This is a genomic window from Sediminihaliea albiluteola, from assembly GCF_014077625.1.
GTDB classification, from domain to species: domain Bacteria; phylum Pseudomonadota; class Gammaproteobacteria; order Pseudomonadales; family Halieaceae; genus Sediminihaliea; species Sediminihaliea albiluteola.
The window spans coordinates 118935-145874 of sequence record NZ_JACFXU010000017.1 but is presented as its reverse complement, the minus strand read 5'-3'; the positions used below and the strand labels follow the sequence as shown (position 1 = coordinate 145874).

At 54.3% G+C, this 26940-nt stretch carries 25 protein-coding genes; 15 read left to right on the top strand and 10 right to left on the bottom strand.

The genetic code is table 11. From position 1 onward, the window contains the following. Positions 1-117: 117 nt before the first annotated feature. Both nhaC and H2508_RS12430 read left to right on the top strand, forming a co-directional pair. Positions 118-1587, top strand: a complete 1470-nt coding sequence (gene nhaC / locus H2508_RS12435; RefSeq protein WP_182174199.1) for a Na+/H+ antiporter NhaC — start codon at positions 118-120, stop codon at positions 1585-1587. Further along, positions 1584-2033, top strand: coding sequence for an acyl-CoA thioesterase (locus H2508_RS12430; protein WP_182174196.1), 450 nt, complete (start codon positions 1584-1586; stop codon positions 2031-2033). The genes nhaC and H2508_RS12430 overlap by 4 nt, the downstream gene beginning before the upstream one ends. 19 nt (positions 2034-2052) lie before the next feature. Here the strand turns inward: H2508_RS12430 and epmA are convergent, their stop codons facing one another. From epmA to serB, 3 genes are all read right to left on the bottom strand, one after another. Further along, a complete protein-coding gene (gene epmA / locus H2508_RS12425) occupies positions 2053-3012 on the bottom strand; it encodes an EF-P lysine aminoacylase EpmA (RefSeq protein WP_182174193.1) in 960 nt (319 codons plus the stop codon). A 3-nt stretch (positions 3013-3015) separates the two neighbouring features. After that, on the bottom strand, positions 3016-3588 hold the full coding sequence (efp, locus tag H2508_RS12420; protein WP_182174189.1) for an elongation factor P: 573 nt from the start codon (positions 3586-3588) through the stop codon (positions 3016-3018). A gap of 159 nt (positions 3589-3747) precedes the next feature. After that, the gene (serB, locus tag H2508_RS12415) at positions 3748-4965 is read right to left on the bottom strand and encodes a phosphoserine phosphatase SerB (protein WP_182174186.1); all 1218 of its coding nucleotides are present in this window, start codon (positions 4963-4965) and stop codon (positions 3748-3750) included. Between the two features lie 216 nt (positions 4966-5181). Between serB and H2508_RS12410 the strand changes: the two genes are divergently transcribed. Further along, on the top strand, positions 5182-6354 hold the full coding sequence (locus H2508_RS12410; RefSeq protein ID WP_182174183.1) for a hypothetical protein: 1173 nt from the start codon (positions 5182-5184) through the stop codon (positions 6352-6354). A gap of 56 nt (positions 6355-6410) precedes the next feature. Here H2508_RS12410 and parC read toward each other — a convergent pair whose 3' ends face one another. Beyond that, positions 6411-8669, bottom strand: a complete 2259-nt coding sequence (gene parC, locus H2508_RS12405) for a DNA topoisomerase IV subunit A (protein WP_182174180.1) — start codon at positions 8667-8669, stop codon at positions 6411-6413. A 351-nt stretch (positions 8670-9020) separates the two neighbouring features. Between parC and H2508_RS12400 the strand changes: the two genes are divergently transcribed. Further along, complete coding sequence (locus H2508_RS12400) at positions 9021-9503, top strand: FKBP-type peptidyl-prolyl cis-trans isomerase (protein WP_182174177.1); 483 nt, start codon at positions 9021-9023, stop codon at positions 9501-9503. Next, positions 9500-9958 carry a GNAT family N-acetyltransferase gene (locus H2508_RS12395; RefSeq protein ID WP_235965340.1) on the top strand — a complete coding sequence of 153 codons (459 nt, stop codon included), beginning with the start codon at positions 9500-9502 and terminating at the stop codon, positions 9956-9958. Before H2508_RS12400 ends, H2508_RS12395 begins: the two co-directional genes overlap by 4 nt. A 17-nt stretch (positions 9959-9975) precedes the next feature. Here the strand turns inward: H2508_RS12395 and dtd are convergent, their stop codons facing one another. The 3 genes from dtd to thiI all read right to left on the bottom strand — a co-directional run bounded on the left by dtd (position 9976) and on the right by thiI (position 13798). Then, on the bottom strand, positions 9976-10419 hold the full coding sequence (dtd, locus tag H2508_RS12390) for a D-aminoacyl-tRNA deacylase (RefSeq protein WP_182174174.1): 444 nt from the start codon (positions 10417-10419) through the stop codon (positions 9976-9978). Positions 10420-10437: 18 nt separating this feature from the next. After that, positions 10438-12249, bottom strand: coding sequence for a translational GTPase TypA (gene typA, locus H2508_RS12385; RefSeq protein WP_182174171.1), 1812 nt, complete (start codon positions 12247-12249; stop codon positions 10438-10440). Between the two features lie 94 nt (positions 12250-12343). Further along, a complete protein-coding gene (gene thiI / locus H2508_RS12380; RefSeq protein ID WP_182174168.1) occupies positions 12344-13798 on the bottom strand; it encodes a tRNA uracil 4-sulfurtransferase ThiI in 1455 nt (484 codons plus the stop codon). Between the two features lie 358 nt (positions 13799-14156). Between thiI and glnA the strand changes: the two genes are divergently transcribed. The 6 genes from glnA (at position 14157) to trmL (ending at position 19832) form a co-directional block, all read left to right on the top strand. Continuing rightward, the gene (gene glnA, locus H2508_RS12375) at positions 14157-15563 is read left to right on the top strand and encodes a glutamate--ammonia ligase (protein WP_182174165.1); all 1407 of its coding nucleotides are present in this window, start codon (positions 14157-14159) and stop codon (positions 15561-15563) included. Between the two features lie 92 nt (positions 15564-15655). Then, entirely contained in the window at positions 15656-16201 is a 546-nt protein-coding gene (locus tag H2508_RS15325; protein WP_182174162.1) for a DUF4124 domain-containing protein, read from the top strand. 70 nt (positions 16202-16271) lie between these two features. Continuing rightward, positions 16272-16811, top strand: a complete 540-nt coding sequence (locus tag H2508_RS12365; RefSeq protein ID WP_182174159.1) for a DUF4124 domain-containing protein — start codon at positions 16272-16274, stop codon at positions 16809-16811. Positions 16812-16877: 66 nt separating this feature from the next. Continuing rightward, positions 16878-17948 carry a nitrogen regulation protein NR(II) gene (gene glnL / locus H2508_RS12360; RefSeq protein WP_182174156.1) on the top strand — a complete coding sequence of 357 codons (1071 nt, stop codon included), beginning with the start codon at positions 16878-16880 and terminating at the stop codon, positions 17946-17948. Beyond that, positions 17932-19335 carry a nitrogen regulation protein NR(I) gene (glnG, locus tag H2508_RS12355; RefSeq protein ID WP_182174153.1) on the top strand — a complete coding sequence of 468 codons (1404 nt, stop codon included), beginning with the start codon at positions 17932-17934 and terminating at the stop codon, positions 19333-19335. The genes glnL and glnG overlap by 17 nt, the downstream gene beginning before the upstream one ends. Positions 19336-19352: 17 nt before the next feature. After that, the gene (trmL, locus tag H2508_RS12350) at positions 19353-19832 is read left to right on the top strand and encodes a tRNA (uridine(34)/cytosine(34)/5-carboxymethylaminomethyluridine(34)-2'-O)-methyltransferase TrmL (RefSeq protein WP_182174150.1); all 480 of its coding nucleotides are present in this window, start codon (positions 19353-19355) and stop codon (positions 19830-19832) included. An 85-nt stretch (positions 19833-19917) separates the two neighbouring features. On the opposite strand, the gene secB is transcribed toward trmL, so the two are convergent. From secB to H2508_RS12335, 3 genes are read right to left on the bottom strand one after another with little or no spacing between them, the layout of a single operon-like run. After that, positions 19918-20427: a protein-export chaperone SecB gene (secB, locus tag H2508_RS12345; RefSeq protein ID WP_182174147.1), complete on the bottom strand. Its 510-nt coding sequence runs from the start codon at positions 20425-20427 to the stop codon at positions 19918-19920. A 47-nt stretch (positions 20428-20474) separates the two neighbouring features. Further along, positions 20475-20738, bottom strand: a complete 264-nt coding sequence (grxC, locus tag H2508_RS12340) for a glutaredoxin 3 (RefSeq protein ID WP_182174144.1) — start codon at positions 20736-20738, stop codon at positions 20475-20477. A gap of 15 nt (positions 20739-20753) precedes the next feature. Further along, positions 20754-21167, bottom strand: coding sequence for a rhodanese-like domain-containing protein (locus H2508_RS12335; RefSeq protein WP_182174141.1), 414 nt, complete (start codon positions 21165-21167; stop codon positions 20754-20756). 247 nt (positions 21168-21414) lie between these two features. Between H2508_RS12335 and gpmI the strand changes: the two genes are divergently transcribed. From gpmI to H2508_RS12315, 4 genes are all read left to right on the top strand, one after another. After that, positions 21415-22962, top strand: a complete 1548-nt coding sequence (gpmI, locus tag H2508_RS12330) for a 2,3-bisphosphoglycerate-independent phosphoglycerate mutase (RefSeq protein ID WP_182174138.1) — start codon at positions 21415-21417, stop codon at positions 22960-22962. A 43-nt stretch (positions 22963-23005) separates the two neighbouring features. After that, positions 23006-24127: a murein hydrolase activator EnvC family protein gene (locus H2508_RS12325; protein WP_182174135.1), complete on the top strand. Its 1122-nt coding sequence runs from the start codon at positions 23006-23008 to the stop codon at positions 24125-24127. A 99-nt stretch (positions 24128-24226) separates the two neighbouring features. After that, entirely contained in the window at positions 24227-25540 is a 1314-nt protein-coding gene (locus H2508_RS12320; protein WP_182174132.1) for a S41 family peptidase, read from the top strand. 272 nt (positions 25541-25812) lie between these two features. Beyond that, entirely contained in the window at positions 25813-26940 is a 1128-nt protein-coding gene (locus tag H2508_RS12315; RefSeq protein ID WP_182174129.1) for an efflux RND transporter periplasmic adaptor subunit, read from the top strand.

Here is a 26940-nt window from a genome sequence, read left to right as displayed (position 1 = left end):
CACACTGTCAGATGCTCTAAGCCAATGCGCTGTAACTGTACCCTCAGCGGGTTTTGAGGCATTCTGCACAGATTCCTGTGCCTGCGCACCCAACCGTTATCAGAAGAGCAAGTTATTTTGAGCGTGTCCGCCCACGAAAATCCCCGTTTAACCCTAGCCCTTGCACTGACGCCAATACTTTTTCTTATCGCCTTACTGGCTTGTTCGGTGTACTTATTTAGCTCCGACTCCTCATACGGCGCCAACCAAATCGCTTTGGTGTTGGCCGCTGGTGTCACCGCATTAGTCGGCCAGCGCACCGGCATTAGCTGGAAGGACTGCCAGCAAGGCATTATCGACGGCATTGGAGTTGGCTTGGGCCCCACGCTAATTCTGTTATCTGTGGGTATGCTGATTGGCACTTGGATCCTCAGCGGAACTGTGCCCGCCATGATCTACTATGGTGTTCAGGTGCTAGAGCCATCAATTTTTTACGCCGCTAGCGCCGCCATTTGCGCCATTGTTGCCATCAGCATCGGCAGCTCCTGGACCGTTGCCGGCACCCTAGGTATCGGCTTGATGGGGATAGCCGGTAGCTTCGACTTATCCCCTGCAATCACTGCCGGCGCGATCATTTCTGGCGCTTATTTTGGCGATAAACTATCGCCTATGTCGGACACTACCAACCTTGCCGCCGCCGCGACTAGTGTTGATTTATTCGAGCATATTCGCCACATGCTGTGGACCACGGTACCGGCTTTTGTGATCGCTTTAGTCATCTTTGCTTTGATCGGCAGCTCCGATGCCGCCACCCCCGATGAAATTCAAGCACTGCAAAACAGCCTGCGGCAGGAATTTAATATCGGCCTACATCTACTGCTGCCGCTGGTGCTTATGCTGACTCTAGTCTACAAGCGCTTTCCGGCTTACCCAGCGATTATTATCAGTGCCTTGGTCGGCGCTGTATTTGCCGTAATTTTCCAGCCCGATGCGGTAATAAAACTCGCCGCCAGCGACAAAAGCCATGGCTTTGCCTTGCTGCAAGGGGTGTGGATGAGCCTGTTCGATGGCTACATCTCAGACAGCGGCAACGAATTTCTTGATGCCCTGCTAAGCAAAGGTGGTATGAGCAGTATGCTCAACACCGTGTGGCTGATTATTTCTGCGCTAGGCTTTGGCGGCATCCTCGAGCGCACCGGCATTTTACGTTACCTGCTCACCATTGCTTTGAAAGGTGTGCATAGCGTTGGTTCCCTGGTAACGACCACTGTATTCACCTGTATCGGCACCAATATTTTAGCGGCCGATCAGTTTATTTCAGTGGCACTGCCCGGGCGTATGTACAAGGATGAATACGAACGCTTCGGCCTATCGCGCCTCAACTTATCGCGCACACTAGAGGACTCCGCGACACTGACCTCAGCACTGATTCCCTGGAATACTTGTGGGGCTTATATGTCGGCAACCTTGGGCGTCGCTACACTCACCTATGCCCCCTTTGCCTTCTTCAACCTCCTGTGTCCCTTCATTGCAATTTTCTACGCCTTCTTCAACATTGCGATGAAGCCCTTAGAAAATCACCGTATTGCAGCGGATACAAGCCAGTGAAGGAATGGGATAAGCTCTGGGATCACCCCGATCCCTTTACCCTTGAGCTCAAGGTAGCCCCTGAAGATATCGATGAGCTATTGCACACTAACAACACCGTCTACGTACGGTGGTGCGAGCAGGTGGCCTGGGCCCATTCAGTTGCACTTGGTTTAGATCAAGATAGCTATCATGCGCTCGATCGAGCAATGGCCATTAGGCGTTCTGAGTTCGACTACTTACAAGCTTCGCGGGAGGGTGAAACTCTAGTGGCAGGCACCTGGATCACAGGCTGGGATGGCAAACTCAGCATGCAGCGCGCCTTTCAAATTATTCGCCCTAGCGACTGCGTAACCCTGCTGCGCGGCCTAATGCACTTTGTCTGCATTGAGATCAGTAGCGGCCGGCCGCGACGCATGCCGGTGGAGTTTATCGAGGGTTACGGGCCCGCGGTGCTATCAACATAAGGCAGCGCTACTGGGTCTCCTAGCTGCGACTCCAGTCAAAGGCTAAGACACGGCGGATGTCACTCTCGCCGCTGACCAGCATCAACAGTCGATCCAGCCCCAGTGCGACGCCACTACAGTGCGGCAGACCGGCTTCTAGCGCCGCCAATAAACGCTGATCGATTGGCCTTGCCGGCTGCCCAGAGGCTCTGCGACGCTGATTATCCGCCTCGAAACGCGCGCGCTGCTCCTCTGCGTTCCTCAGCTCATGGTAGCCATTGGCCAACTCCACGCCATCAACATAGAGCTCAAAGCGCTGCCCGACTGACACACCATCGACCTCAACGATCTTAGCTAGCGCCGCTTGTGAAGCCGGGTAGTCATAAACAAAGCACAACCCTTGCGTAGCTAGCCAAGGTTCCACTTCATGTGTCATCAACACATCGAGCCAAAAGTCCCGATTGCCCGACAGTGTGCCGAGATCGTGGCCGCTGCGGGCTATACGCTCGAGCTCATCAACACTGGCAGTATGCGGGTCGATGTTGAGGCTGCGCTGGAACAGCTCTCGATAGCTAAACTTTTGCCACCCTCTCCGGCCGAGACACTCGCCGACCAAGTCCGCCACCTCCTCCATCAGCGCATGGTGATCAAAGTCCGTTCGATACCACTCCAACATGCTGAACTCTGGGTTGTGGCGACTGCCTGCTTCGCCGTCGCGAAAGGCGCGGGTAAGCTGGTAAATAGAGCCACTGCCAGCGGCCAGAAGGCGCTTCATGGCGTATTCGGGGGAAGTTTGCAGATAGCGCTCAGCGCCGGGTAGCGAGGCTCCGCTAGCGACGATCAGAGGTTCGATGGATGGGTCAGTGATGCCACTGCTGCACAGCAATGGCGTTTCCACTTCGAGCACCTCACGTTGAGCGAAAAAGCTACGGATGGTGCTCAGGAGTTTGGCGCGGGCCCGCAGTTGCGCTAAGCCTGCGCCTGGCTGCCAATCAGACATGCCTTAAGATTTACTAGCGCGCCCCTGGTATTCACCAGTGCGGGTATCAACCCGAATCACTTCGCCCTCAGCCAAGAACAAAGGCACTTTAACTACCGCTCCAGTACTTAACTTAGCCGGCTTGTTACCGCCTTGGGCAGTGTCGCCTTTGAGACCTGGGTCTGTTTCTACGATTTCCAGCTCCACGAAGTTCGGTGGCGCGACCGACAATGGCGTACCGTTGTATAAAGTGACTTCGCAGGGGTCCTGCTCTTTCAGCCAGATATGGGCATCGCCCACCGCTTTGGCATCTGCTTGATGCTGCTCAAAGGTGTCCGGCTCCATAAAGTAATAGAACTCACCATCGGTATAGAGGTACTCCATGGTGCGATCTACCACATCCGCCCCTTCGAGAGTCTCGCCGGATTTAAAGGTGCGGTCCCAGACCCGACCAGTCTTCAAGTTACGCAGACGAACTCGGTTAAAAGCCTGCCCTTTCCCGGGCTTGACAAACTCGTTGTCAAGAATGCTACAGGGGTCGCCGTCCAACATGACCTTGAGCCCAGAACGAAATTCATTAGTTGAGTAATTAGCCATGGTTTCCCGTGCCACTACAAAAATTGGGCGCTAATGATAACTCAAGCAGGCTCGTATTGGCAGGGCTGGGCGCCGCAGTTTGCGCTGGGCTCAAGGCAAAAGGAGCTTTGCGGCCCCCTCGCTGCGCTAAAGCTTTGGCCTAAGTGCCAGCCTGCGCTATTAATCGGCGTTCTGGTAGCGATCTGAAATACCCAGCAGATAGAGGATTGCATCCAAGCCCAAGGTGGAAATGGATTGCTCGGCTGACTGTTTCACCAGTGGTTTAGCTCTGAACGCCACCCCCAGCCCAGCAATACTCAGCATCGGCAAATCATTGGCGCCATCACCGACGGCGATCACCTGCTGCATATCAATGCCTTCGCGGCCCGCGATCTCACGCAGCAACTCAGCTTTACGCCGACCGTCCACTATTTCTCCGCGAACCTCGCCTGTCACAAAACCATCGACGATATCTAGCTCGTTAGCATAGACATGATCAATGCCCAGACGCTGCTGCAGTCGCTTGGCGAAATAAGTAAAGCCCCCGGACAATATGGCAGTGCGGTAGCCCAGCTGCCGCAGCGTGGCAATCAGGTGTTCCGCCCCCTCGGTTATTTGCAGGCGTTCGGCGATTTTTTCCAGAGCGGTTTCCGGCAGGCCTTTAAGCAGCGCCACCCGAGCTCGGAAGCTTTCATTAAAATCAATTTCGCCGCGCATGGCCCGCTCAGTGATCGCGCTGACCTGATCACCGACCCCGGCTTCGACAGCCAACTCATCGATAACCTCTGCCTCAATCAAGGTAGAGTCCATATCAAAGGCAACTAGGCGGCGGTTGCGACGGAACATATTGTCCTGCTGCAAAGCGAGATCGATTTCTAAACTACTGGTTAATTCCAGCAAGTCACGCCGAAACGCTTCGGGATCAGCCAAGGGGCCGCGCACCGAAAACTCCACACAAGCCTTGCTCAAGGGCGCTACCTCGCCGAGTGGCAAGCGGCCAGATAGCCGAGTAATGCCATCAATACCCAAACCGTGGGCAGCGAATACCGCGCTCACTCGCGACACTTGTGAGGCGGTAATTTTACGCGCCAATAAGGTAATGATGTAACGCGCCCGCCCCTGAGCATCAACCCAGCTGCTATAACTCTCGGCAGATACTGACTCACAGCCCAAGCGCAGACCTTTATCTGCAGCAAAAACTTGCAGCGCACTCAGCAGCTGCGGCCGATCGAGCTGCTGTGGTAGTTCAACCAACAAGCCCATCGACAAGGTGGAGTGAATCACAGCCTGCCCGATATCCAATACGCTAACCGTATGTTGCGCCAAAATATCGGTCACCGCAGTGGTAATACCCGCGCGGTCAGGGCCCGACAAAGTAATTAACAAAATCTCGTTCACAGGGGGGTCTCGTGGAAGCGAAGGTCGCTATTCTACCCGCCGAACATAGTGTATGAAACAGGCTGGGGAAAGCTGCAAATTGGGACTACAGCGCTGCGCCGGTGGTTTATACTGTGACTTTTTGCGAATTAAACGGCAGCCGGCGTGATTAAACGGATACAAAACTTAAGCCTAGGACAACAACTCGCTCTCACTGCAGCAAGTTGCTGCTTATTTGTGAGCCTTTCACTAGTGGTGCTAGCAACCACATCCAGCCAACACCTCTTGCAGTCTCAGCAAGCAGAACATGGCACAGCACTCGCACAACAGATTGCCAGTCGCCTTGGTTCCGCCATGGAGACCGGTGACTTACTGAGCATGGGCGCCACACTACAGCGTTTTGTCAGCACCTCACCGGCAGAGCAAGTGACTGTATTTGATGTTGAAGGCAAGGCACTCGGTCAAGCTGGCAAGGCCACCAGCGCGGAATTGCGTGAATACCGCGCACCCGTGCGCATCGCTTCCGATATCGCCGGTGAAGTGGTCATTTCACTCAGCGCCGACTCAGCTCAAGCCGCCCGCTGGCGCTTTATTCTAAGCCTGCTGGGTCTGGCGATTCTGCTTAGCATTGCGGTCTACGGCCTGAGCCTGCACCTCGGACAGCGTCTGGGCAAACGACTGCTACAGCTCAAACGCTCGGTTGCTTTAGAGGAAAACAGCGCTAGTGCAGCGCCAGAAAACGAAGTCCAGGCCCTGAGCCAGGCCATCAAAGCCTTGCCCATGGACCTGCTGCGCGCACGCAGCAATACCGAAGCCCGCGATGAAAACTACGACAGCAGCGCGATCTTATACCTGCACCTGACCAGCTTAATGGGCTACGTCGACACCTTGGACGAGCAGTCACTACACCGCTATACCGACCGCCTGCACCAAATTGTATACGCCGCAGCAGGGTTTTACGGCGGCAAGATCCAGGTAATGCGCCAGTTTGGACTAGCGGTCTATTTCAGCGGAGAAAGCAGCGCTGGCAGTAGCGCTTTCCGCGCCGCCTCTTGTGCCTGGCTGGTTCATGCAGTATCCCGTGAACTGGAAAAACAAATGTCACTGTCCTTGGGCATTGCCATGGCGGTGGCCCATAGCGAACTCGGCCTAGGCGACGAAAGGGATATTTACCCCGGCCTGTACATGCAGCACACCCTGGATGAATTACAGGCAGTCTGTGCCAGTAAACCACCCCGGGTCATGCTCTCACCAGGTGTTTGCGAGGACGTCGACATCAGCGGCCGCTTAGAACAGCAGCCTAGCGAGTTGAGTGACTATGCAATTTTAGACCGCTTTGAAGGGCCTTATCAGGACCTCCTAGAACGGCAGTTACAGCTGATATTGCGGCGTTTAAGCGCGCCACTATAGCTTATACCCTGCTAACTGAGAACTGGCCGAGCCACGGCTCGGCCTTGGCGCTAGCTCTAGCCTTCTACCGCGATACTATCAACTTTCTGGAAGCCGCGAGGCAGCTTATTGCCGCGCCGCCCGCGCTCGCCGCGGTAGTGCTCAAGCTCACTAAACTTCAGACTCAGGTGGCGTTTACCAGCGTACACCACCAGCGATTGCTTCTCGCTGAGCACCTGAACACCCAGCATGAACTCCTCTCGAGCCTGTAACCGGGCCGTGGGGATGCCAATAATCTTATTGCCCTTACCGCGAGCCATTTGCGGCAAATCAGCTAGGGGGAATACCAGCAAGCGCCCCTCATTGGACAGCGCCGCCACCCAGCCATCTTCACCCTCTTCCAGCATGATTGGCGCCGGCTGCAAAACTTGCGCCCCTTTGGGGAGAGTCAAAGCCGCTTTGCCGGCACGGTTTTTGGACTGCAAGTCGCTAAACTTAGCGACAAAACCGTAACCCGCATCACTCGCCAGCAGATAGAGCTGCTCTTCTACCCCCATCATCATGCCACTAAAAGTAACCCCAGATGGCGGGTTAATACGCCCGGTCACTGGCTCGCCCTGTCCCCGAGCTGAGGGCAAATTATGCGAGGCAAGACTATAGGCCCGACCGGTGGAATCTAGCAGTACCACAGGCTGGTTACTGCGGCCTATGACCGACATACTGAATGCATCACCAGACTTATAGCTCAGGGCGCTAGCGTCAATATCATGGCCCTTGGCGGAACGAATCCAACCTTTCTCTGATATCACTACTGTAATCGGATCGGCGCTCATTAACTCCAAGGCGCTAAAGGCCCGTGCCTCTTCCCGCTCAGCCAGCGGCGAGCGGCGCTCGTCACCATAGGCTTCAGCTGCAGCCAATAGCTCCTTTTTAATCAAAGTTTTTAAGCGCGCTTCACTACCCAGTGTTTTCTCCAAGCCTTCACGCTCTTTATTGAGCTCATCCTGCTCGCCGCGGATTTTCATTTCTTCGAGTTTAGCTAGATTGCGCAGCTTCAACTCTAAAATGGCTTCGGCCTGCAGCTCGGTAATCCCAAAGCGCTCCATCAGAGCGGCCTTCGGCTTGTCCTCAGTGCGGATAATATGAATCACCTCATCGATATTGAGGTAGGCCACCAAGTAACCTTCTAGCAAATGCAGGCGGCGCAACACGCGCTCTAAGCGATACTCCAAGCGGCGTCGGACAGTGCTAGTGCGAAAAGTGATCCACTCTTTAAGAATGACATCGAGGGCTTTGACTGCCGGACGGCCATCAATACCAATCATGTTGAGGTTGACCCGGTAGGTCTTTTCAAGATCGGTAGTGGCAAACAAATGGCTCATCAATGCATCGACATCCACCCGGTTAGAGCGCGGGATAATGACTAGCCGAGTCGGGTTTTCGTGATCCGACTCATCGCGCAGGTCGGCCACCATAGGTAGCTTTTTAGCCTGCATCTGCTGGGCAATTTGCTCCAACACTCGGGAACCTGAAACCTGGAAAGGCAGCGCCCGCACCACGATATCGCCGCCCTCGCGCTCCCACACTGCACGCACGCGCATGCCGCCACGCCCAGTCTCATACATCGAAATAATATCTTCTTGAGGCGTGATAATTTCCGCAGCTGTGGGGTAATCAGGACCCTGAATATGCTGACAGAGATCGGCCACCGTAGACTTAGGCGAATCCAGCATCTGCACCGTCGCCATCACGACTTCGCGCAGGTTATGCGGCGGCACATCGGTTGCCATGCCCACAGCAATACCGGTGATGCCGTTGAGCAAGACATTGGGGACTTGGGCCGGCAGTACCGCAGGCTCATCCATGGTGCCATCAAAGTTTGGCAACCAATCCACGGTGCCTTGACCCAGTTCACCCAGCAGAGCCTCAGAATAAGGCGTCAAACGCGATTCAGTGTAACGCATCGCAGCAAAGGACTTAGGATCATCGGGGGAGCCCCAGTTGCCCTGCCCATCAATCAATGGATAGCGGTAGCTGAAGTCCTGTGCCATCAACACCATGGCCTCATAGGCCGCACTGTCGCCATGAGGGTGGAATTTACCTATGACATCACCGACGGTGCGCGCGGACTTTTTGAATTTGGCTGTCGCCTTTAGGCCCAGCTCACTCATGGCATAGATAATTCGCCGCTGAACTGGCTTCAAACCATCACCGATGTTGGGCAGCGCCCGATCGAGGATGACGTACATCGAGTAATCTAGATAAGCTTTTTCTGTGTACTGCCGCATTGACACGTTTTCTGTGCCATCGGCATCCATTTCCAATATATCGGACATGATTTCGCCCTGTATTTAATAGCCTGTGAAGCCGCTGCCTGAAAGAACAGCGGAGCGGGCGCCGCTAGCGCCCGTAAATTTAACTCGGCGGGGTATGGTGCAAGCCTATAAGCTGCTGAATTTAGCCCCATCTAAGCATCGATGACCGCGCGAAGAAACTCCGAAGGTTTCCTGTAGCACTAAGCCTGCAACTCAGCACCAATCTTGGCCACGAGCTGTGTTGGTGGCACATAGTAACAAGCGTGAAGGGCGGGGAGAATCAATAAACCCGCTTTTCTCTGTATCTACAGTATTCAGGGCGACTCATTTGCCATGCTAGAATCTGCATCCCTTTACTGGAGCCCAAGCATCGTGAATATCACCAAACATCATGTCGTCACCTTTCATTACACGCTCAGCAATGACCAGGGCGAGCAACTAGAGAGCTCCCGAGACGCTGAGCCTAGCTTATATTTGCACGGCGCCAATAACATCATTAAAGGCTTAGAAGAAGCGCTAGAAGGACACCGTGTCGGCGACACTCTGCAAGTCAGCTTAAGTCCGCAGCAAGCTTATGGCCTGCGCAATGCTGAGCGAGTGCAGAAGGTACCGGTGAAGCACCTGCTATTTCAGGGCAAGCTGCGCCCAGGCTTGGTCGTCCAAATGAATACTGAGCAAGGTCGACACCCGGTCACTGTGGTCAAAGTTGGTCGCCACTCCGCGACTGTGGATACCAACCACCCATTAGCTGGACAGACCCTACACTTCGATATTGAAGTGGTCGATATCCGCCAGGCCAACTCAGAAGAAATCGCCCATGGCCACGCCCACGGTCCCGGCGGCCATCAGCATTGAGCAAAGCGTCCTACCACTGGCAGCAGCTCGCCTTTAGCGAATTCAGCCTAGCTGAACTCTACTCTATGCTGCAGCTGCGCCAAGCAGTGTTTGTCGTAGAGCAAAACTGCCCCTATCTGGATATGGATGGGCTTGATCAGGAGTCGCTGCACATTTTGTGTTGGCAGGGGAATGACTTGCTGGCTTCCCAGCGCTGCCTGCCGCCGGGACTGAGTTACCCGCAGAGCTCTATCGGCCGTATTGTTGTGTCACCTAAAGCCCGCGGTTTACAGCTCGGACGGGAGTTGGTGCAGCGCGGCATCGATTACAACCTCAAAACCTGGCCCAACAAAGGTATCCGCATCGGTGCTCAAGCACACTTGCAGCACTTTTATGCCAGTTTAGGCTTTGTTCGCGATGGTGATGAATATCTGGAGGATGGGATAGCTCATATCCACATGAACTACCAAGCTTAAAGAAGCTGCTCTGACAGCTAGTCGAGCAGCTCTAACAAAAAGGTCACTGGCCCGTCATTGACTAAGGACACCTGCATATCTGCGCCAAACTCACCAGCAGCCACCGGCGCATGACGCTGACGGAGTTGCTCCAAGCTGTAGTGGTAAAGCTGTTCGGCCTCTGCCGGCGGCAGCGCTGTGGAGAAACTCGGGCGCAGCCCCTTGCGGGTATCTGCCGATAAGGTGAACTGAGAGACCAGCAAAACACCGCCGCCAGCCTCAGCCACATTACAATTCATGCGCCCACTTTCATCGGCAAAGACTCGATAACGCAACAACTTATCAAGCATGCGATCGGCACGCGCCTCATCGTCGCCTTTATCCAAACCCAGCAGCACCAGCAAGCCCGGGCCAATCTCGCCAATGCAGCGGCCATCGACCTCCACACTGGCTCGGCTCACTCGTTGCAGCAGTGCTCTCATCGCAGCAAAAGCCCAGACTTAAGCACGGCTTGCGCGGCGGCGCTCGTGCTCTTGCAGCATTTTTTTGCGCAGGCGAATCGACTCGGGAGTAACTTCTACCAGCTCGTCGTCTTCAATGAACTCCAGCGCCTGCTCCAGGGTATGAGTCACCGCAGGAGTCAGGGTCAAAGCCTCATCAGTACCAGACGCGCGCACGTTGGTCAGCTGCTTAGCCTTGGTCGGGTTAACCGTGAGATCGTTGCCGCGGCTGTGCAAGCCAATAATCTGGCCTTCATAGACATCCACGTTAGGACCAATAAACAGGCGGCCGCGATCCTGCAGGTTATAGAGCGCATAGGCGAGGGTTTTACCCTTGACCATCGATACCAATACACCGTTAGTGCGGTGGATGATTTCAGCGGTCTTAACTGGGCCGTAATGATCAAAAATATGCGTCATCACACCAGTACCAGAGGTCATAGTCATGAACTGCGAACGGAAGCCAATCAGGCCCCGAGCTGGAACGATAAACTCCAAGCGGACCCTGCCGTTGCCGTCTGGGACCATGTTTTCCAGCTCCGCGCGACGCAAGCCCAGCTCTTCCATCAAAGATCCCTGATGGGGCTCTTCACAGTCAATCACAAGCTGCTCGTAGGGCTCGTGTAGCACGCCATCAATTTCGCGCTGAATCACTTCCGGACGCGATACGCCCATCTCAAAGCCTTCGCGACGCATGGTTTCAATCAACACCGAAAGGTGCAACTCACCGCGCCCAGAGACCTTGAACTTATCCGGTGTATCACCTGGCTCTACTCGCAGCGCCACGTTGTGAATCAATTCACGCTCCAAGCGCTCCTTGATATTACGCGTGGTGACAAACTTGCCTTCTTTACCGGCAAAGGGAGAGTCATTCACCTGGAATGTCATGCTCACAGTGGGCTCATCCACCGACAAAGCCGGCATGGCTTCGACACTGGATGGGTCACAAATCGTATCGGATATATTGAGGCCTTCGATACCAGTAATACAGACAATATCGCCAGCTTCAGCGTTATCTACGTCAACGCGATCCAAGCCGTGATAGCCCATCACCTGAAGAATTTTACCGTTGCGTTTTTTGCCCTCGTGATCAACTACGACCACCTGGGTATTAGGCCTTAACTTGCCGCGAGTAATACGGCCAACACCTATGACACCAACATAGCTGTTGTAATCCAAGGCGGAAACTTGCAGCTGCAAAGGACCATCGGCATTTACCTTTGGCGCAGGCACTTTATCCACGATGGTTTGAAACAAGGGCTCCATGTCGCTGGCCATGTTTTCGTGCTCAAGACCAGCAATACCCTCGATCGCCGAGGCGTAAATAATTGGAAAGTCTAACTGCTCCTCATTGGCACCTAAGCGATCAAAGAGATCAAACACCTGATCAACCACCCAGTCGGGGCGGGCACTGGGACGATCCACCTTGTTGATCACGACTACTGGGTTCAAACCCTGCTCGAAGGCCTTGGCTGTCACAAAGCGCGTCTGGGGCATGGGGCCGTCAACTGCATCGACCACCAGCAGTACCGAGTCAACCATCGACAGGACGCGCTCTACTTCGCCGCCGAAGTCAGCGTGCCCAGGGGTGTCTACGATATTAATGCGGTAATCGTTCCACTTGATTGCGGTGTTCTTGGCCAGAATAGTAATGCCGCGCTCGCGCTCCTGGTCGCTGGAGTCCATGACCCGCTCAGCGCCCTCAGAGCGTCGACCTAGTGTTCCTGACTGCTGCAACAGGCAGTCCACTAAGGTGGTTTTACCGTGGTCAACGTGGGCAATAATGGCAATGTTGCGAAGTTTATCTATCAATGAAATTCCTGAGGCCGGCGAACCGGTATGCGAAAAAAAGGTCGCATATTATAGCTCATTGTGAAAATTTCCGCAGCGAGAAATAACGGTCATATTACAGCGTACGCGGCGCGTATACCTTCACTGTCAAATTCGTGCTGTCGATCAAATGACTGGCGTGCAGGCGGCTCATCACCCCTTTGCCGCAATACAGCATGTAGGTTTGATCGGCAGCTAGCGTGGCAGCCTTGCTATGCAGCTCAAAGAAAGGAATCTTCAATACCTCTTCATGCACCCTCAGCGGTGCGAGCTGCTCTTCATCCGGATGGCGGATATCAATTATCGTGGCGCCCGACAGCGGCACAGTCAGCACTTCGACCTCGCTGCGCTCTAAATCCTGCTCCGCCAATCGGTCGATCCGCGTCTGGGTGGCATTGGCAATCGCCCGATCCAGAATGCTCATATCAAAGCGCTGCTCTTGCGCCTCTACCCGCCCTAGCTTTGCCCGCGTAGTGGGGTTAACCGAGATGACGCCACAGTATTCAGGCATATTAGCGGCAAACTCTTGGGTGCCAATCTGACTTGCCATGCGCACGATATCTTCTTTGTCTGTGGCAATTAGTGGCCGCAAGACCAGCTTGGATGTCACTTGGTCAATCACTGAGAGGTTGCGCAAGGTCTGACTGCTGACTTGCGCAACGCACTCGCCAGTCACAAGCGCATCGACTTCCAACTGATCGGCAATGCGCTCAGCCACGCGCAGCATCATCCGCTTGAGAATCACCCCCATATGGCTGTCCTCAATTTGCCCCAGCAACTCCGCAACCACTTCTTCAAAGGGCACACTGATAAACAGAACGCGCTGATTGCAGCCATACTTCTGCCACAAGTACAGTGCCACCTCTTTAACACCTACCTCATGATCGCGCCCGCCTAAATTAAAAAACAGAAAATGCGTGCGCATACCTCGCTTCATTGTCAGGTAGCTGGCGACTGGGGAATCGAAACCGCCCGATATTAAGGACACTACCGGATCCAAGCTGCCCACGGGGTAGCCACCAATGCCACGATAGCGCTCAGCGACAACATAAAGCGACTTCTTACTGATCTCCAGATCAACCGTCACCTCCGGCTGTGACAGGTTCACCCCCGCCGCTTCAGTCTGCCTTAGTAAGGCGGCGCCCACTTCGCGCTCCACATCGAGGGAGGAGAAAGAGTGCTGCCCGGAGCGCTTACAGCGCACAGCAAAGCTTTTCCCCGCCAAGCGCTCAGCGTAAACTGGCATCACTTTCTCGATGATACCGGCCAGATCCGGCAGCGGATGGGACTGCACCTCAAGGATATAAGTGATACCCGACATATGCTGCAAGGCATCGACAATCTGCCTTTGCAGTGACTCATCAGCCTCAGATTCTATTTCCAGCTTATCCCAGTGCCGGCGCACCACCACCTGAGGGTCCAACTCCACCAACACCGCCCGCGCGTTACTGGCCAGTTTGTCGACAAAGCGGCGGCGTACCGGCGTGCTCTTGATGGCGATCTCGGAGAAGAACTTGACAACATATTTCATAGCGGCGATAAGGGTAGGAAGAGTATGAGCCGCGCATTATACGGGCAGAAACCCGGCTTGTGTGACGCAATAAAGATATACAGGACAATGAATAAAGGCTTCGCAAGCACTCGCCGTGCACCAAAAGTGCGCAACAGCGCTCAAATTTGGTGCAAGACGGATACTGCGCTGGCTAGTCACTTTCTTTTCTCTTTATATTTCAATCAATTAGCCACAACCCAGCTTTGGCACGACTTTTGCTAACTGTAATACTGTCAAAACACTTTCTGGCCGCGCTCGGTGCCTAGGCCCCACACACCAGAACCCGACATACGCGCCACTCAAAACGGCACGACTTACACCCGATGGAGGAATACCGATGTCAGAGCAGACTCTGAATCTAATTAAAGAAAGCGAAGCGACCTGGGTCGATCTGCGCTTTACAGATACCTGTGGCAAAGAACATCACGTCACTATCCCCGCCTCAGAGGTCGATGAAGACTTCTTTGAAAGCGGCCAAATGTTTGACGGCTCTTCCATCGCCGGCTGGAAAGGCATCAACGAGTCTGACATGCTGCTCAAGCCCGATGACTCGACCTCAGTATTAGACCCTTTTACTGACGACACCACCATCATCTTGCGCTGTGACATTGTCGAACCGACCACCCTGCAGGGTTACGAGCGCGACCCGCGCTCTATCGCGCTTCGTGCCGAGGAATATTTACGCTCAACCGGTATCGGTGACACGGCATTTTTCGGCCCCGAGCCTGAGTTTTTCATATTTGACGACATCAAGTGGTACTGCGACATCAGCGGCTCTGGCTACTCCATCAGCTCTGACGAAGCGGCCTGGTCTTCCAATGCCAGCTTTGAAGATGGCAACACCGGCCACCGCCCGCGGGTCAAAGGCGGCTATTTCCCAGTACCACCAGTTGACTCCCTACACGACATTCGCGGCGCGATGTGTAATGCCATGGAGCAAATGGGGCTTTCAATTGAAGTGCATCACCACGAGGTGGCTACAGCTGGCCAGTGTGAAATTGGTGTTCGCTTCAACACCATGATCAAGAAAGCCGACGAAGTGCAGATTCTCAAGTACTGTGTACACAACGTCGCTCACGCCTACGGCAAAACCGCCACCTTCATGCCTAAACCACTCGTAGGTGATAACGGCTCTGGTATGCATGTACACCAGTCAATCTCGAAAGATGGCGAAAATATCTTTGCCGGTGACGGCTATGCTGGCTTGTCAGAAACTGCTCTGTATTACATCGGTGGCATTATCAAACACGCCCGCGCTCTAAATGCCTTTACCAATGCTTCGACGAACTCCTACAAGCGTCTAGTGCCCGGCTTTGAAGCACCGGTTATGCTGGCTTATTCGGCCCGTAACCGCTCGGCATCAATTCGCATTCCCTACGAACCAAGCCCCAAAGGTAAGCGCGTGGAAGTGCGCTTCCCCGACCCGACCGCCAACCCCTATCTGTCCTTCGCCGCCATGCTGATGGCTGGCTTAGACGGCATTAAAAACAAGATTCACCCAGGCGATCCGGCCGACAAAGATCTTTACGACTTGCCCCCAGAGGAAGGTAAAGCCATCCCCACGGTGGCCTCCAGCCTGACTATGGCGCTGGAAGCACTGGATGCGGATCGCAGCTTCCTGACCGAAGGCGGCGTGTTCACTGACGACATGATTGACGGCTATATTGCTCTGAAGCAAAAAGACGTACAGCGCCTAGATATGAGCACTCACCCCGTTGAGTTTGATATGTACTACTCACTGTAAACTCAGTGCTCACAGGCCCGCACTGCGCCAAGCACAATGATCGGCGCAGTGCGGCCCCCCTCCCAGGAAAGGCTTTCAGCTATACTCCCAGTATGGTCACGATCGCTAACAACAGGGCACTACTTTACTTACTGACGCTAGGCCTTAGCACAATAGCCACGCAAGGCCTATCTCAAAGTACCACCGTTTACAAAACGGTGGATCCACAGGGTCATGTCAGCTTCTCGGACATAGCACCTACTGACTCAAGTGATACTGAGATCATAAAACTCAAGCTCATCGCCCCGAGCAGCTCCACCGACGCTCAACAAAGGCTAGAAGAAATGCGCCAAAGCACCGATCGCATGGCTTCTGCTCGCCGTGAGCGGGAGCAGGCACGCGCTGCCTTACAGCAGCAACAGTCAAAACATGAACCCAGCGTCAATGTCTATAGAGAAGTAATCTATCAACCCTATATCCTCCCCTTGCTGCCAAGGCCGCAGCACCAGCAGCCTCCACACACTCGCCCACCGCTCATGTCCGGACCCCAAAGCAGCAGTCAAAGGGAGCGTCTGCGTCACAATTTGCGCCATAACTCACAGCTTATGCGCCCGATACTTTCTCCTAATCGGCCACCAAGAATGCAAAGCGGAGGCTGAATTGAGAATTCGCCCAGTGATTGGATTCTGCTAAAGTGAGCGCTATTGGAGATGCCCCGAGGCAACCTGAATGAAGCGAAAAATTTTGCCATGGATAGTGGCCTGCAGCGCAGTATTTTTTATCAGCGCCAGCTTTGCCCAAATCTATCGTGTTATCGATGAGCACGGCCATGTCACTTTCACTGATAAAGCGCCTGACGCTTCGAGCGAAGCGATCACACTAAAGCCACTTAACACCAGCTCTGCGGTGGAGCCCGCCTCTCAGCAAACGGCCCCGCAACAAGGCCCTGCAAGTCCAGCTGAGGAATACTCTTTATCGATCACCTCTCCCAGCCACGAAACAACAATTCCTATGGGGCCGGGTAATTTCTCTGTAGTGGCCAGCACTTCTCCAGCACTGAACGCAGATGAAACATTACAGCTAAAAATCGATGGAGAGAATCGTGGACCCGCCCAAAGCGCGACCACCTGGAACCTCACTAACGTATTCCGCGGCGAGCACCAGCTGAGCATTGAACGCCTCTCCGCCCAGGGTGAAGTTTTGGCGCGCTCTGAAACAATCACCGTTTACGTTTTCCGCCCCTCAATTAACTTTCGCAACAGAAACTAATCGCCCACACAGGGCGGGCCGGGCTGTTAAAGTCAGCTTGGCAATACAGCCAACGCTAAGGCAAACATGGCCAGCCAGCAGGACATTCTCAACAACATCAACACCGGGGTAATCGCCCTCGATAGCCGCCTGCAGCTTAGCTTTATCAATGCCTCGGCCCAGGCTCTACTAGAGGCTTCACGGGCCCGAGTACAAAACCAGCACATCAGCCTATTGGTGATGAATCCCGATGAATTGCTCGCCACCCTGCAGCAATGCATTGATGCGCACACGGCTCTTGCACAGCGCGGCATGGCCCTATTGCTGCACTCTGGCAAGCTTATTCACATAGACCTGTTCGCCAGCCCAATTACTGCTGAAGGCGCTGCACCTGGCTTACTGCTAGAGCTGCAGCGAGTTGACCGCCTGCAACGCATCAGCCGAAAAGAGGGGATGCAACAGGCGCAGGACACCACTCGCACAGTGATCCGAGGTCTAGCCCATGAAATTAAAAACCCTCTAGGTGGCGTGCGTGGCGCAGCACAGCTGCTAGCCAGAGAGCTGCCTGACAGCAGCTTGTGCGAGTACACCGACATCATTATTAGAGAGGCAGATCGTTTACGTGACCTGGTTGACCGACTGCTCGGACCCAATCAGCAACTGGAATTCGCAGCGCTTAATGTGCATGAGATTTTAGAGCAGGTACGCCAGCTGCTGAATGCTGAAACAAACAAGCAAATCACCATCACTCGCGACTATGACCCGAGCCTGCCAGAGCTCTGGGCTGACCGCAGCCAGCTAGTGCAGGCAGTACTGAATATTATGCGCAATGCCTTGCAGGCTGCCCGCTCACTCAGCGACTGCCACATTACTCTGCGCACTCGTTCCCAGCGTCAATTCACTATCGGCGCACAGCGACACCGCCTAGTGTGCCGCGTCGACATCATCGACAATGGGCCGGGGATCCCCGAAGAACTACAAGGGCTTATCTTTGTGCCTATGGTCACCGGCCGCGCCAAGGGTACCGGTTTGGGACTGTCGATAGCCCAATCCATAATTAATCGCCATGGCGGCCTGCTCGAGTGCCAAAGCGAGCCAGGGCACACCCAATTCACTATTTACCTACCACTGGATCACCGCAATGACACAACTCGCTGAGGTTTGGATCGCCGATGACGACAGCTCGATCCGCTGGGTGCTGGAGCATGCCCTCAGCCAAGCCTCCATCAGCCACCGCAGTTTTGAAAGTGCTGATGAGTTACTCGAGCAACTCCGGCTCGAGCAGCCCAGCGTCATCATCAGTGATATTCGCATGCCCGGCACCGACGGCCTTAACCTGCTGACACAATTGAGCCAGCAGCACCCAGAAATACCTGTAATTATTACTACCGCCCACTCAGACCTCGACAGCGCAGTGGAGTCCTATCAACGAGGGGCTTTTGAGTACCTGCCCAAGCCCTTTGATATCGATGACTTACTGAACATTACGGAGCGAGCCCTAGGGCAAGCAAAGGAAAAGCGCCGGCACCTCGCGCCTGCCGACGCACTGCCAGAAACAGGTATTATCGGTGAAGCACCGGCCATGCAAGATGTATTTCGAGCTATTGGGCGCCTAGCACAGAGCCATATCACAGTATTAATTAATGGCGAGTCCGGCACCGGCAAGGAGTTAGTTGCCAGAGCACTGCAGCGCCACAGCCCTCGAGCCAAACAGCCTTTTATCGCCTTAAATATGGCCGCGATCCCAAAAGACTTGATTGAGTCAGAGCTTTTCGGCCATGAAAAAGGTGCTTTTACCGGTGCAGACAAACGACGTGAAGGACGCTTCGAGCAAGCCAATGGCGGCACTTTATTTTTGGACGAAATTGGCGACATGCCAGCAGAAACACAAACGCGCTTATTGCGGGTGCTAGCCGATGGCGAATTTTATCGCGTGGGCGGACATACCCCGGTCAGCGTTGATGTGCGCATTATTGCCGCCACCCATCAAAAATTAGAAAAGTTAGTGCACAGCGGCGCCTTTCGAGAAGATCTCTTCCACCGGCTCAATGTCATTCGCATCCATCTGCCCAAACTCTCCGAGCGGCGCGAAGACATCCCTCAGCTGATGCAATACTTTTTTCAACAAGCAGCACAGGAGCTAGGCGGAGAATGTAAAATCTTATTGCCAGAAACTCAGCAGTTTCTATGCCAGCTGGACTGGCCGGGCAATGTACGGCAACTAGAAAACACCTGCCGCTGGATCACCGTGATGGCTTCGGGTCGAGAAGTTCACTTGCGCGATTTGCCGCCCGAGTTACGCGATCCGGATGCGGCTCAGAGTGAGCCCAAAACCCAAGACTGGCAAACTCAACTTCAGCACTGGGCCCAGCAGGAGCTCAAGCAAGGTCGCCGAGATATCCTGCGCCATACCCTGCCAAGCTTTGAGAAGATCATGATCGAAGTTGCCCTAGAACACAGCAAGGGTCACAAGCAAGAAGCTGCAGAATTACTCGGCTGGGGCCGCAACACCCTGAGCCGAAAAATGAAAGATTTGAATCTCTAGCGAGCAGTAGTATGCCCATGCCCACATCCAGCGCCCCTTGCATTGTCTTGTACCAGCCAGAAATACCTCCCAATACGGGAAATATTATCCGACTCTGTGCCAATAGCGGCTGCCAACTGCACTTAATAGAGCCATTAGGCTTTGATTTAGACGACAAAAAGTTGCGCCGTGCGGGCCTGGATTACCGCGAATTTGCCGAGTTACAGCTCCACGCCAGCCTAGATGACTTTCTGCAGGCCAGGCCTGACACTCGCCTACTGGCAATCACCACTCACGGCAGCACCCCCTATCATCAAATCCGCTATAGCAGCCGTGATGCCCTGCTATTTGGCCCTGAAACCCGCGGCCTACCTGCAGCCATCCGCGACAGCCTGCCTAGCGAGCAGCGCATTCGTATCCCCATGCACAAGGACAGTCGCAGCCTTAATCTAAGCAATGCCGCTGCATTAGTTTGCTACGAAGCACTGCGACAGCTGGACTTCCCCGGCCTAGAGTGAAAATCAAAAGTAAGTACTTACACACCTTGTAGAGCTTAAAAAAAAGGGGCCTCAGGCCCCTTTAATACGCTAATCTAATGCTGATTTAGTGCGTTGCGTTCTCGCCACCTTCAGTGCCGGCACCCTGTACTTGGGCTTGGGCTTGCGCTAGGGCCTGCTGGTACAGTGCATCAAAGTTGACCGGAGCCAACATCACTGGAGGGAATCCACCTTTGACACATACCGCATCGATATTCTCACGGGCATAGGGGAACAAAATATTGGGCGCAGCCGTTCCAAGTACTCGACGTAGATCTTCACCTTCAATGCCAGTGATAAAGAAAATACCGGCCTGCTGTACTTCTACCAAAAAAGCAGTGTCTTCTTCGATTTTGGCCGTTAGGGTAATGGTTAACACCACCTCAAAGTTGCCATTATCATCCAACTTATCGCTCTTGGTATTGAGGTCGACGTTAACCTTGGGCTGCCACTGCTTTTTAAAGACTTCCGGGCTGCTAGGCGACTCAAAAGACAGGTCTTTTGTGTAGATGCGCTGCATAGAAAACTGCTGCTGGGGCTGTTCTTGTTGAGTTGCTGCTGCTTGTTCTTCGGCCATGGAGCCGTCCTCCGCTAGTAATAATCAATTCAAAATGAGTTTGGCGCTTAATGTGTCACGTTAAGCATTTCGTCCAGCTGCCCCGCACGCTCTAGGGCAAAGAGCTCATCGCAGCCCCCTACGTGGGTCTCACCTATCCAAATCTGCGGTACCGTGCGGCGCTGACTCAGGCGCATCATTTCCTGCCGCAGCTCGGGATCGCGATCTACCGCAAACTCGGTATAACTCACTTGCTTGCTATCAAGTAAGTGCTTGGCACGAACACAGAAAGGGCAATAGGCAGTGGTATAAAGGGTAACTTTAGCTGTCATAATTCGGCGTTTCTATTATTTGGTGGTCGGCAACTGCAGGCTGCCCCACTCCATCATACCGCCAGTCATCTTGTAGACTTGTTCAAAACCGTTCGCTTTGAGCTTTTTGCCCACTGCGCCAGCCTGCTGGCCCATTTTACATACTAATACAATGGGCCTGGACTTATATTTTTCAAGCTCCGACATGCGACTGTCGATTTTAGCTGTGGGAATATGTAGCGCGCCGACAATATGGCCCTGCTTAAAATCAGCGGCCTCGCGCAAATCTAAGAATACGCCCTGCTGATTATTGACAATATTGATGGCCTGCTGCGGCGATACCGACGGCCCTGCTTTGCGTGACTCATGGTAAATAAGCAAAAACACTACCGTTATTAAGGCAGCGACCAATATCCATTGCTGGGCGATGAACTCTAAAATCAGGGCCATGTGCGTCGTTTACTGTCCATTGTTTGATGCGGGAGCTGAGCAATCTGGCCGCTTTCGCAAGCCCAAATAGGGTTACTCTTGCTCAAAAAGGCGCCAAGTATACAGCCTGCCGCCAGCCCCGGCCAACTCTAGTTCCGCAGCTTGCACAGCAACTACGGAGCCAAGAGAAGACCGCTAGCCGCTGCTATCCCCGCCCAGACAATGTAAAATAAGCCACTTTATCTCTGTAACTCTAGTTGGACCCCTCATGAGTAAAGCTGCCAAACAAACCACTCTATTGATTGTCTTGGATGGCTGGGGCTACCGCGAAGACCCTCGCGACAACGCCATTGCCAACGCCAACACCCCCGTTTGGGATCGCCTTTGGGCCAATTTGCCACACACCCTAGTGTCTGGCTCGGGCCTTGACGTAGGCTTACCAGCGGGACAAATGGGCAACTCTGAAGTAGGCCACATGAGCCTCGGTTCGGGTCGGGTCGTCTATCAAAACATTACTCGCATCGACCAAGCGATAGCCGATGGCAGCTTTAATACCAACTTGGCTTACACCGAAGCTATTGACCGCGCCATGGATAGAGGGGGTGCAGTGCACATCCTAGGCTTATTATCACCGGGCGGTGTACACAGCCACGAAGATCAAGTGCTAGCTGCTGTACGCCTAGCGGCTAAACGCGGCGCCACCCGTGTTTACCTACACGCATTTTTAGATGGTCGCGACACCCCGCCACGCAGCGCGGCCGACTCTCTGGCCAAAGCCGATGCACTGTTTAAAGAACTCGACTGTGGCCGCGTTGCCAGCATTGTTGGCCGCTACTACGCCATGGACCGGGACAACCGCTGGGAGCGCATCGAAGAAGCCTGGAAACTGCTGACCCGCGCCGAAGCGCCTTTCCACGCTGAAAGCAGCGAAGCTGCCCTAGCCGCCGCCTATGAACGCGGTGAAAACGACGAATTTGTACAAGCGACACTAGTTGGCGGCAGTAACGCTGCCATTAGTGACGGCGATGCGGTGCTATTTATGAACTTCCGCGCCGACCGCGCGCGCCAACTCAGCCGCGCCTTTGTCGACGCAGATTTCAATGACTTCGATCGCCGCTCAGTGCCCCAGCTGGCGGACTTTGTCTGCACCACGGAATACGATGCCAGCCTGAACACGGCTTGCGCATTCCCTCCTGAGTCACTCGATAATGTGCTGGGCGACTACCTCGCCCAGCAGGGCAAAACACAGCTGCGAATTGCCGAAACAGAGAAATACGCCCACGTCACCTTTTTCTTCAGTGGCGGCCGAGAAGAGCTCTTCGAAGGGGAGGAGCGAATCATGATCCCCTCTCCTGATGTGGCTACTTATGACCTCAAACCAGAGATGTCAGCACCAGAGCTGACCGACAAATTGGTGGAGGCAATCGCATCAAAACGCTTCGACCTGATCGTGTGTAACTACGCTAACGGTGACATGGTCGGCCATACCGGCGTATATGAAGCAGCTATAAAAGCCGTTGAAGCCCTCGATGCTTGCCTGGGCCGTATTGAGGCAGCGCTGCTTGAACATGGTGGCCAAGCGCTCATCACCGCTGACCACGGCAACTGCGAGCAAATGCTGGACTACGAGTCCGGCCAACTGCACACACAGCACACCACTGAACATGTACCACTGGTTTATATCGGTGAGCGGGTCAGCGCGCTGGACCCCAAAGGGGGTATTTTGGCGGATATTGCCCCGACGCTGCTAGCACTAATGGACTTAGAGCAGCCCAAGGAAATGACCGGCCGCAATCTCGCCCAGCTGTCTAACTAAGCCCTTGAGCCAAGTCCTGACACGCCGTTTCAGCCTCTGGCTTGTGCTGGCTAGCCTATGGCTGTCAGCTTTGCCGGTGAAGGCACAGCAGGACGAAGCTCAGACTCAGCAGCAACTGAAGCATTTACAGGGCGAAATCCAGCAGCTGAACCGCGAACTGAATCGCGCTAAGTCGCAGCGCAGTCAGCTACAAGAGCAAGTCAAAGAAGCCGATCTCGCACTGGATAAGCTGCAGAGCCAACTGCGCGATACCCAGCAAGAGATCGCCGCTGCAGAGCAAGAACTCGACGCACTGCAGGCCCAACAAAGTAGTTTAGAGTTGCAGCGCCAAGCGCAGCAGTCGCGTATCGCCAGTGAGCTGGAACGGGCTTGGAAGATGGGCCGCCAGGAGCAAATCAAGGTCCTACTCAACCAAGAGAGCCCGCATACTGTGGCCCGCGCACTGGCCTACTACCGTTATTTCTTTGCCGCCCGCAGTGAGCTGATCGAGCACTATCGCGGCACCCTAGAACAACTTAAAACTCTGGCGCAAAACATTGAGGACTCACGTGCACAGCTCAGCGCACGTCATGCAGAGCTAGCCCTACAGCGCGAAGGACTTGAAGCCAAGCGCAGTGAACGCCAACAAGCCGTTGCTTCCTTAGCAGCTGATATCGCCGCCAAGGGCGATGAACTACAGCAGCTCCAGCAGGATCAGAAAAAACTAGAGCAGTTACTAGAGACCATCCGCGCTGCAGTCATCGAAATGCAGCTGCCAGACAGCGATCTGCCTTTTGCCAAAGCTAAAGGCAAGATGCCCTGGCCGGTGGCGGGCAAGCCCAGCAACCACTTTGGTCGCACTCGCAACGCAGGAAAAATGCGCTGGCAAGGGATCAACATTCCGGCACCAGCGGGCACCCCGGTGCGAGCAATTCACAGTGGACGCGTGGTCTATGCCGACTGGTTCCGTGGTTCTGGCCTACTCTTAATCATTGATCACGGCGATGGCTATATGTCGCTTTACGCACACAACCAAAGCCTTATGCGAGAAGTTGGCGAATGGGTTAAAGGCGGCTCTGAAATAGCCGCCGTTGGCGCTAGCGGTGGACTAGAAAAGCCCGCGCTGTACTTTGAGATACGGCACAAAGGCAAGCCCACTAATCCTGCTAGCTGGTGCCAACCTTGAGCTATGCCCAGCTCCCCTGAGCTTACCCTTCAGCTACGACTTTGGGTTACACTGATAGCCTCTGTCTTTCAACAGTCTCTAGCCACATTGGCGGTAATCATGCGTGTAGTAAAACTCAGTCTTTTCCTTCTGGGCACAGCCCTACTTAGCCTATCTTTTAGTGCCCGCACGGCAGCTAATGAGGAAGCACTGTTACCACTGGATGAGCTGCGCACTTTCGCCGATGTCTACAACCAGATCCGCATTGGCTATGTCGAGAGTATCGATGACTCCACTCTTTTAGAGTTCGCCATCCAAGGCATGCTGAGCAGTCTCGATCCGCACTCGGTCTACCTCACCAAAGACGCCTTTGAAGACCTACAAAGCAACACCACTGGTGAGTTCAGTGGCCTGGGCTTAGAGGTCGGCATGGAAAATGGCTACGTGACTATTATTTCGCCAATTGACGGCTCACCCGCAGCGGCAGCAGGGCTACTAAGTGGTGACGTCATACTCAAGCTCGACGGGGAGTCAACCAAAGGCTTGAGCCTTGGCGAGGCTATTGAATTGATGCGAGGCCCTAAAGGTAGTGACATTGAGCTAAGCATCGGTCGCCCCGGTGACAGTGAGCCTTTCGATGTCACCCTAACCCGCGACACCATCAAAGTAGCCAGCGTGCGCCAGCGCTCACTGGAGCCTGGCTACGGCTACATCCGCATTGCCCAGTTTCAAAACCAAACTGGACGCGATGTCAAAAACGCACTGAGCAAGCTGCAGGACAAGGAGCAGCTCAAGGGCTTAGTCCTCGATCTGCGTAACAACCCCGGCGGTGTACTGCAAGCGAGTGTCGAAGTAGCTGGCTTGTTTTTAGATGGCGACTTGGTCGTTTACACCGAAGGCCGCTTGCCCAACTCCGACGTGCATTACGAAGCCGAGCCCGGTGATGCCACTGGCGGCATACCCATTATTGTGCTGATCAACGGCGGCTCCGCCAGTGCCTCGGAAATTGTCGCTGGCGCGCTTCAAGATCACAGCCGGGCCGTCATCATGGGCAGCAAAAGCTTTGGTAAAGGCTCGGTGCAAACAGTGTTGCCGATTTCCGAGTCCCGTGCGGTCAAACTGACCACCGCGCTGTACTTCACTCCCAAGGGTCGCTCTATTCAAGCCTCCGGCATTGAACCGGATATTTTAGTGGAGCGAGCGAAAGTCACTGCTTACGACACCTCCCGCCAATTGAGCGAGGCCGACCTCAGCGGACACCTCAACAATGCAAAGCCTGCTGCACAAAGCAGCGCGCGTAAGGAAGCCAAGGCGCTGCTGACCACAGACAACCAGCTCTACGAAGCTCTCACCTTGCTTAAAGGTGTTAATATTCTAAGCGCGCGTGAAAAAGCAGAAAAAACTGATCGTAAAACTGCGACAGCAGAGAGCTAGCCTTGTAAGCCAAGCCTTGGCAGGGCGATGACTATTAGCGCCCCGCGAGCTTTTAAACGACTGAGCCTCCCACTAACTAAGCGAAAGCGCTAAAGACCGCGCTTTGTACAGTTTTTCGGCAGCTTTTCAAGCGAACAATGGCCCCTGCCTTTGTTTCACAGAAGCGACAGGCACAGGTATCATTACGCCACCAATAATTTACGGCTCTGTGCCAGCACCACGGCATGCAGCCACCTCTGCCCGTCAATAAAGCCTGACCAGACTGAGCAATTATGAAAAAAACTCTTTTTAGCAAACGGATGTGGCTGATGCTAATCGCCACACTACTCATTTTTGGCGGTGTACTCGGCATGCAATGGTACGGCGGCAAAAAAATGAATGAATTCATGGATAATATGCCGGTACAAACCGTCACGGTAACTGCTGCCGAGGCCGGCAGTGCGCAGTGGCGATCAGAACTCAACTCGGTCGGCACTTTGGTAGCCATTCGAGGCGCCGAATTAGCCACTGAGGTTCCCGGCACTGTAGAAAACATCTTATTTGATAACGGCGCGATGGTGCAGGCCGGCGATATTATTATGACCCTCAATTCGGCTCCCGATCGCGCGGAACTGAAAGCGCTAGAGGCAGCCCAAGAGCTAGCTGCTATTGAAATGCGCCGAGCCAAAAAACTGCTTGATCAACGCAACATCTCCAAATCGGAGCTCGACCAACGAGCCAGCCAACTCGATCAGGCTCGCGCTAGAGTCGCAGCACAACAGGCCCGCATTGACCAAAAAACGCTTCGCGCGCCCTACTCCGGCCGCCTTGGTATTCGCCGTTTCAACGTCGGTGACTATGTGCGCACTGGCGATACCATCATAGAGCTTCAGGCTTTAGACCGCCTGTATGTCAATTTCTCCCTGCCAGAACAGTACAGCCGCCAAATCAAAGTTGGCATGACAGTCACCACGCGCGTGCAAGCACTCGACAACGAAGCCTTTGAGGGCGTTATCACCGCAATCTCACCAATCATTGACCGTGATACGCGCAACGTTTCCCTGCAAGCCACACTCGACAACCGCGAGGACATGCTGCGCCCCGGTATGTTTGCCAGGCTATCGCTGCCCTTGGGTGACGCGACAGAACAGGTCGTGGTGCCGCAAACCGCCATTGCCTACCGTCCCTATGGTAACTCGGTTTATGTCATCCAAGGTGAAGGCGAGCAGCTCAGCGTGTCCCAGCGTTTTGTCACCCTCGGTGACACGCGCGGCGACATGATAGCCATCGAAAAAGGTCTCGAGCCCGGCGAACGCATAGTCACCAGCGCCTTATTAAAACTCGATTCCGGCGTGCCGATCAAAATCGATAACACCATTCAGCCCAACTCAAGCTTGACACCACAACCGGATAACGGCTGA

What these genes read in the sequence shown, in the direction of transcription:
- grxC (WP_182174144.1), bottom strand. Translation starts at nt 20,738, where the DNA reads ATGACAGCTAAAGTTACCCTTTATACCACTGCCTATTGCCCTTTCTGT.
- secB (WP_182174147.1), bottom strand. Translation starts at nt 20,427, where the DNA reads ATGGCCGAAGAACAAGCAGCAGCAACTCAACAAGAACAGCCCCAGCAG.
- efp (WP_182174189.1), bottom strand. Translation starts at nt 3,588, where the DNA reads ATGGCTAATTACTCAACTAATGAATTTCGTTCTGGGCTCAAGGTCATG.
- epmA (WP_182174193.1), bottom strand. Translation starts at nt 3,012, where the DNA reads ATGTCTGATTGGCAGCCAGGCGCAGGCTTAGCGCAACTGCGGGCCCGC.
- thiI (WP_182174168.1), bottom strand. Translation starts at nt 13,798, where the DNA reads ATGAAATATGTTGTCAAGTTCTTCTCCGAGATCGCCATCAAGAGCACG.
- dtd (WP_182174174.1), bottom strand. Translation starts at nt 10,419, where the DNA reads ATGAGAGCACTGCTGCAACGAGTGAGCCGAGCCAGTGTGGAGGTCGAT.
- glnA (WP_182174165.1), top strand. Translation starts at nt 14,157, where the DNA reads ATGTCAGAGCAGACTCTGAATCTAATTAAAGAAAGCGAAGCGACCTGG.
- H2508_RS15325 (WP_182174162.1), top strand. Translation starts at nt 15,656, where the DNA reads ATGGTCACGATCGCTAACAACAGGGCACTACTTTACTTACTGACGCTA.
- H2508_RS12365 (WP_182174159.1), top strand. Translation starts at nt 16,272, where the DNA reads ATGAAGCGAAAAATTTTGCCATGGATAGTGGCCTGCAGCGCAGTATTT.
- glnL (WP_182174156.1), top strand. Translation starts at nt 16,878, where the DNA reads ATGGCCAGCCAGCAGGACATTCTCAACAACATCAACACCGGGGTAATC.
- glnG (WP_182174153.1), top strand. Translation starts at nt 17,932, where the DNA reads ATGACACAACTCGCTGAGGTTTGGATCGCCGATGACGACAGCTCGATC.
- H2508_RS12315 (WP_182174129.1), top strand. Translation starts at nt 25,813, where the DNA reads ATGAAAAAAACTCTTTTTAGCAAACGGATGTGGCTGATGCTAATCGCC.
- trmL (WP_182174150.1), top strand. Translation starts at nt 19,353, where the DNA reads ATGCCCACATCCAGCGCCCCTTGCATTGTCTTGTACCAGCCAGAAATA.
- H2508_RS12335 (WP_182174141.1), bottom strand. Translation starts at nt 21,167, where the DNA reads ATGGCCCTGATTTTAGAGTTCATCGCCCAGCAATGGATATTGGTCGCT.
- gpmI (WP_182174138.1), top strand. Translation starts at nt 21,415, where the DNA reads ATGAGTAAAGCTGCCAAACAAACCACTCTATTGATTGTCTTGGATGGC.
- H2508_RS12320 (WP_182174132.1), top strand. Translation starts at nt 24,227, where the DNA reads ATGCGTGTAGTAAAACTCAGTCTTTTCCTTCTGGGCACAGCCCTACTT.
- parC (WP_182174180.1), bottom strand. Translation starts at nt 8,669, where the DNA reads ATGTCCGATATATTGGAAATGGATGCCGATGGCACAGAAAACGTGTCA.